The 6892-nt window shown below is 34.2% G+C and carries 7 protein-coding genes and 1 pseudogene; all 8 read right to left on the bottom strand.

Annotation, left to right across the window (positions count from 1 at the left end):
* Positions 1-157 precede the first annotated feature (157 nt).
* The 8 genes and pseudogenes from ACTTKP_RS10585 to ACTTKP_RS10550 all read right to left on the bottom strand — a co-directional run bounded on the left by ACTTKP_RS10585 (position 158) and on the right by ACTTKP_RS10550 (position 6053).
* The gene (locus ACTTKP_RS10585; protein ID WP_442553868.1) at positions 158-1285 is read right to left on the bottom strand and encodes an AbiH family protein; all 1128 of its coding nucleotides are present in this window, start codon (positions 1283-1285) and stop codon (positions 158-160) included.
* A 74-nt stretch (positions 1286-1359) separates the two neighbouring features.
* Positions 1360-2442: a PDDEXK nuclease domain-containing protein gene (locus ACTTKP_RS10580; protein WP_442553867.1), complete on the bottom strand. Its 1083-nt coding sequence runs from the start codon at positions 2440-2442 to the stop codon at positions 1360-1362.
* 237 nt (positions 2443-2679) lie between these two features.
* A pseudogene (locus tag ACTTKP_RS10575) lies at positions 2680-2943 on the bottom strand (site-specific integrase); the annotation flags it as partial.
* A gap of 112 nt (positions 2944-3055) precedes the next feature.
* Positions 3056-4210 (bottom strand): site-specific integrase, encoded by a 1155-nt coding sequence (locus ACTTKP_RS10570; protein WP_442553866.1) that lies wholly within the window; start codon positions 4208-4210, stop codon positions 3056-3058.
* 17 nt (positions 4211-4227) lie between these two features.
* Positions 4228-5118, bottom strand: a complete 891-nt coding sequence (locus tag ACTTKP_RS10565) for a helix-turn-helix domain-containing protein (protein ID WP_442553865.1) — start codon at positions 5116-5118, stop codon at positions 4228-4230.
* 73 nt (positions 5119-5191) lie between these two features.
* Complete coding sequence (locus tag ACTTKP_RS10560) at positions 5192-5380, bottom strand: helix-turn-helix domain-containing protein (protein WP_442553864.1); 189 nt, start codon at positions 5378-5380, stop codon at positions 5192-5194.
* 90 nt (positions 5381-5470) lie between these two features.
* Positions 5471-5596 (bottom strand): hypothetical protein, encoded by a 126-nt coding sequence (locus ACTTKP_RS10555; protein WP_442553863.1) that lies wholly within the window; start codon positions 5594-5596, stop codon positions 5471-5473.
* A gap of 139 nt (positions 5597-5735) precedes the next feature.
* Complete coding sequence (locus ACTTKP_RS10550; RefSeq protein WP_442553862.1) at positions 5736-6053, bottom strand: helix-turn-helix domain-containing protein; 318 nt, start codon at positions 6051-6053, stop codon at positions 5736-5738.
* Between the last annotated feature and the right edge of the window lie 839 nt (positions 6054-6892).

Below are 6892 nucleotides of genomic sequence, written 5' to 3'. Positions count from 1 at the left end.
TCTAAAATAAAAAAATTAAACTTAGGTATGGAAGTTACTTTTGCAATTCACCTAATTTTAATTTTAAATTATGGTGATATGGTATTTCCGTTTTTCATTGACCTCACCATTAAATTTTACAATACTTTCAGGAGCTCACTATGTATCAATATAAATATTAAGATAGATTATTACGGTTTTTATCTTCAAGCCCTAAAAAATAAGTGTCATTCTTTTCAAATACAACGACATAGATATTATTTTTAACTTTATTTTTCTTTTCTTCAGAATCATCTTTATGCCTAATACAACAGTCAATAAACAGCTCTTTTATACTATCTTCACTCTCACTTCCATATCTATAAATTATGAGTTCTACACCTCGTTCTAAAATTGCCTCAAATATTTGATCCATCCACCAGGCATCTGTTACTCCCAATGACATTCCATATATTATAAATAATTCAGCTTCTTCCATGTATGATTTGTATTTTGTATCATATTGACTCCAGTATCCTTTAACCAATTCTTTTTCTCTTGAATTTCCTTTATCATATTCTGGCAAATCAATCCCAAACAATATTGACCTTGGAATATCTTGAATACCATGTGGATGTATAATATCAGTTAGGATATATGATGAGTACTCTGTAGGGTTAGATTCGTTATTAGAGTTTAGTTTTGGTTTAAAATAAAAATTTGTATCGACAGTTCTATGCCAATGAGGATCAAACTGTAATTTGTCTAAGTACAAATAGTTATCCAACAATGATGTATAGTTAAAATTAGCAACTACATAGTAAAATAAGTCATAGTGATATATTTTTTTCGTAAATTTAACCTTGTTGCTATCGTCTAAGTCTTTTAAAAATTCTCCAAGAGATTGTTTTGATAAATTCTTTTCACTTGCATCTTTATTTAATTCTAATAAAGTATCTGAATCAACCAGTTCATTAAGGAACATTGTAAAATGCCCTTGAAATTCAAACATAGCTCGTTTTATTTCTTCAATCGTTGATTCTCTTTTATTTATTAGTCTACTAATTATATTTTCAAAATCACTCCAATTTTCTTTTCCACAGTTTTTCCCTTCTTTCATCTTTTTATATAAAATATTAGAATCATTAGACAAGTTATAATATGTTATGTAATCGTAAAAATCTATATAACTTGTTGCCTTCCCACTCATCCTACCCTTTTTATACTTTTTCAAAATTGATATATCGAATCCATTTCCTACTAACACAAAGATATTATGTTGTTTATTTAAGCATTCAAATACTTTATTATTAAACTTTTTAAACATAAGTAAGTATGCTCCTTAATACATTTAATTTATATAACTGCACCGAGTTATTACCTCATTAACACATCTTCTATTTAATCCTTCAATTCTCTCTCAATTTCTTCTATTGTTGGCATTGAGCTCTTATATCCCTCTGGTATTATATTGTTAAGCTCATACTCTGATATGCCTATTGGCACATTTATCGCACTTGTTGCATATTGAGCCAATACATTATCCTTAGTTTTACATATTAACAGTCCAATGGTGGGATTATCTCCATTGCTGCGTAAAATCCCATCAACTGCAGCTATATATGTACCAAGCTGCCCCATATCTCCCGGTTCAAATGCCCTTATTTTTATTTCCACAACAACATAGCAATGTTTTTGTATATTATAAAAAAGCATATCTATAAATTGTTCCGACTGCCCGACAACTAAGCGATATTCTCTTCCAACAAAGGCGAAGCCTTTTCCCAATTCAAGCAGAAAACTCTGTATATTATTCATCAATGCATCTTTTAATTCTCTTTCATCATAATCACTACGTAAAGCTAAGAAATCAAAGTTATAAGGATCTTTTGTTATTTCATTAGCAAGATCACTTCCTATGTCAGGTAATGTTTTATTAAAATTAGTTATCGCTTTGCCTTCCCTCTCGTACAAATTAGTATCCAGAAAATTTATAAGCACTGCTCTGGACCAATTATTCTCACAAACTTTTTTTACGAAAAATAAGGCTTTTTCTTTATCTCCCTTACATTTTGTCAGTATTTGAATATGATGTCCCCAAGGAATTCTGAAAATATAGTTATCCTCTAAATTTGCAACAAGTTGTTGCAAATTTTCACTTGTATCTTTTATATTGGGATGACACGTATCACCATTCATGTGATACAATTCATAGAATTCTGCCATATAGCGCAGATTTCTTGGCGAAAATGACTTGGCGTCCGGAATAATCTCTCTTAAATCTATGCTAAGGTTGTTGTAAAAATTGGTGCCATAACCTGACAGCATTTTTTTCTCAACTATATCCGCTCCAAGCTCCCAATAAAATAAAAGCATTTCACTGTTAACTGCTGTAGCAGCTTTTATCTGACTTCTTTTGAATCTTTTGCTTATATCTTGTACCCATGTAGCATATTCTTTATCAATTCTTAAGATTTCACTCATTTCTTATTCCTCTATCTTATCTGTATTAATTTACCCGTTTGTATATATTTTAACACATATAGATTGTATGGTATAGGTATATTATTCTTTATCAAATAATATTACGTCTCCATTTTTTAACCATATCTGCTTACTAATTTTGCTCCCTAAGGAAACATTAAACTCTCGTTATAAAATTAAAAACGATACTCCACAGATATTTCTATCCATAAAGTATCGCTCTTTTTCCTTATATCCCTACTCCTTCATAGTCTTAGCAAGGCTTGTAAGTAATGCAGCCATCTCAGGATTACCCAGTACCTTCATCAGAAGATTCGCATCCACTCCTTCAGGTATTGTTACCTTATTTTCATTCTCTTTGCTTTCTCCCATCTGTTCCTTCATGTCCGGATTGATGTTTTTCTTATTATAAAAGGCATCCTCTATCAGCTGTGCGTTTTTTCTTCTATCCTCGTCAAGTATGTGGCTGTATACTTCTGTTACCATATCAGCCTGTGCATGTCAGCGGTTCGCTGTTTTCCACTCTGTCTTCGTGCTACGCACTCGCCAATCGTGGACAGCTATCGCAGGGACGGTTTATAAGGTTCTCAATGCTCCTTCGGAGCATGACAACCTAACAACCGCTCCCTGAGTCTCCCTGTACTGACTTGATGTCGCCACCGCTAAGTTTCAGCTTATATGTTATGCTTGTGTGCCTGAGGCTGTGGAAGACTACATCCAGCAGCCCCTGTTCATCTATTACTTTCTGCATCTTACCCCTTAAATAACTGTCACCTATGGGCAGTCCGTATGTGGTTGCCATAATAAGGTTGTAATTCTGGTATTCATTGCCTAGTGCTTCTATGATGTCATCCTGCTCCGCCTTTATCTCTGAGAGGTACTGTGCAACATACTTTGGAATGAATATCTTCCTTACGCTTGAATCTGTCTTCGGAGTCTTAAGCACCCTTACTGTGGTGTTATTATTTCTCTGTGATGGGAAAGTCAGGATAATATCCTTTGAGGCAAGCTCATCAACAGCCGTTTTTGATACCCTTTCCACTTCTTTGTTTATAAGGACATATGCTCTGTTTTCCCTGATTGCCTCTTCCGATATATCCACGCAGTCCCAGGTGATTCCTAACAGCTCTCCAATCCTTAATGTTGCTGAAAAAGCCAGATGGAAGGCTACTTTCAGCCATTTATTGTCACAGGCTTCAATTGCCTGCATAAGCATTTCTGCAGTCCAGATTTCCCTTTCTTCCCTCTTATGCTTTGGCACGGTTGCATCTGTGGCAGGGTTCTTTTCCATCATTTCCCATTTTACCGCCTGCCTAAAACAGCTCTTTAATATCTTATGAATTTGGTTTATTGTTGCAGCTGTAATATTTTTATCTCCTTTAATATTTCTTGTGCTTATGACTGCAGGCATTTTAAGAAGTTCTTTGTAATATTTCTCCATAAAATGAATATTTATCTCACTTAATGGTGTATCACCTATTGTAGGGACGATATAATTGTTTATAAGGCTTGTATTTCCGTCATAGGTTGATACTCCCCATTTACTATGTCCGTAAATCTTCACATACTCGTTAATCAGCTCTTTCAGCTTTGTACATTTAGGGATTATAAACCGTCCTACTGATTTTTTATATTCAATTTCCTTTTTTCTTGCTTCTGCTTCTTTTAAGGTATTAAAACCTTCTGATTTCTGTCTCTCAGTTCCATTATCGCCCTTTACCCTATATACAACACTAAATTTCTTGTTACGCTTCCTTATAAATGCCATCCTGCACCAGCCTTTCCTTATGCTCCCTTGTACTCACTTAACCATTTCAAAAATTCATTCCTATATATGCGGAGCGACCTTCCTTCTCCCCTGTATGGAAATCTTTCTAGTTTTAGCCATTTAGTAACGGTACTTGTTGTAACTCCTGCAAGTGTGGCAGCTTCAGCTCTTGCAATAAAGTCCTTTGTCCTAACTTCTTTCTTTCCAACCTGTACTTCCTTTTTTTCTGAATTTACAATCTTATATACAGTCTGTGCATTAAGAAACTTTTGAAAACTCTTTTTAGATATCCATTTCTTATTATAAAAAACTCTTATTTCAAACATATCCTTGAACCTGCTTGCCCTAGTAATAACTGACAGCTTTTCTTTCGTAATTCCTAAAAGAGTGGCACCATCACATAATGAGATATAATCCCGTTCAAGCTCTGCGAGAGAAAATCTTTCTAAAACTTTACGATACATAATCTGGTTTTCATACCAATTTTCAAACACATCTATAGGAATTCTCTTCACAGAATCTACAGTAATTGTCTCAAGTTTTTCTTTCCGCCATATATAATATAGATCCGCATTATATATTCCAAGAAGATTTGCTGCATCCATGAATGAATAGGATGTTTTTAGCAGTTCCTCACCTGGTTTCTCACCGTTTACCTTTTTATACTTCACCTGTTTCGCATACCACTTTTCAAAGCTATCCAAATCCACCCGCATCTTACCACCAATAATCTCAGTCTTAAAAAATTTCCTATGCACAAGCCAGTAGCTTTCTGTCTTTTTAAGTCCAAGCATTGCTCTCATTTCAGGTACAGACATTGTTCTTTTTGCTCGTTGTTTCCCAATATTTTCATCTACACTAGGATTTATCCTTATATTATTGACATTGCTTATATCTGGCATATGCATCTAATTCCTCCATTTTTTTATAATATAACACAGTATTTTATAAAGCTTTAGAACCCTAATTTACCTTCTAAATTTATTCGGTGCATATTTTATTATCGAGCCATTCATCAAAGCTTTTCTTTGAAATGCGGTAACTCGTTCCAATCTGAAGCCACCTGAACTCATTTTTCTTTAACAGGTCATATACTGTAGATCTGCTTACACCAAGTATTTCCTGTAACTCCTTTACCGTATAACAGCGTTTTTCTTTAACATTTTCCATTATGCAATATCCTCCAGTTTCCCATCCATAAATTTGATTACCTGTTCTTTTAGCCTTCTTCTAATCTTGTGGACTTTCTGCTGTGCTGATTCATAAGTAATGCTTTGCTCTTCGGCAATATCCGTCAACAATATCCGTATAATGTGTAATTATTATATTTACACGCTTTGCTGGTGTTGCATTCATATATAACTTAATAATATCATTCCCTGCCATTATTAGCTTCCTCCTGATTATGTTAAAATCACTTTGGCTTACTCTTATTTACAGTAATTATTGTAAGTTAACATTAAGGAAAAATCGTTCCCCAATTACCGAACAAAGTTCGGTGGGAGCGTACTTTTAAAATAGGGCTTTATTCCATTTCAGCCAGTATCATTACCTGTTTTATTGCTGCCTTTCTTAACTCCCTGCTTTTTATCTGCTTTAATGCCATAGCCATCTGCATTACCTCGTCATCAATATATTCGTCCGATTCACAGAGAAAGTGGGAGAGTGATACACCCAGTATTTTTGCTATTTCCCTCAGAACGCTTATTTTTATATCAATCTTATCATTCTCATATTCTGAGACTGTTGATTTCTTTGAAAGCAGTTTCTCTGCCAGTTCTTCCTGTGTCATTCCCCTTTTAAGCCTGTATTCTCTGATTTTCTGTCCTAATTTCTTTTTCATATTTCTCCATTTCCGCCTAAAAACGGAAACAGACGCAAAAAAATTAAACCGACAAAACGATTGCCAATAAAACAGGTGGTTTTTACGCCACCCGCGTTATTCCCGTTTTGTCGGCTCTTTATAGTTCTATGCTAAATCCAGCTCTTTACAAACTCCCAATATCAGCTCCGCCCCTGATGGTTATATTGCTATCTCAGTTATTTAGTCCAAATTATTCACGAAACATCTTATGAAATATCGTAATCCCACAGGGCTACAATTACTATATTTTGAAGATATTGGGTAATATCCCCCCATAGCCACAGATTAAAAACTGTTTATCCTACTGTAATATGCAAAATAAGAGATCTGTAACCTATGGTATGAATAATTTGTATTTAGTTTTTAACCATTTACTGTTCTTTTTTCCTAATCTGTCAGGTGTAATTTTTTTTTGCCTTGCTTATACTTAATTTCATCGGTTCTTTACTGTCACTCTTTCCACGGCTTCTTCTGTTTTCAAGAACTATTACCCTATATTATCTACAGCAGCAACTACATTCCTGCCACATTTAATGAGGCAATCTCCATGCTGCACTTTCTGTCACACTTTATTAAAAGCCTTCCAAATACCAGACAGCTTATATACCTTTACCTTTTCTCTCCATCATCAATATCATCCTCATGGTAAATTTACTCCATGCAATTTATAAGGTAAACTAAAATCAATCCCTCACATTTATTCGAAATCTAGTTCTTTTTATCTCACCTTTTTTTCTGTATGCCATATGTAATTATGTAATAGTTAGTGCCAGTTAGTATCCGTTCATAGGAAAACTTAACACTAACCACTATATTAG

This window comes from Catonella sp. (genome assembly GCF_052169795.1).
GTDB lineage: Bacteria > Bacillota > Clostridia > Lachnospirales > Lachnospiraceae > Catonella.
Note: the sequence above shows the minus strand (reverse complement) of the source record. Positions and strands in the feature narration are given on the sequence as shown.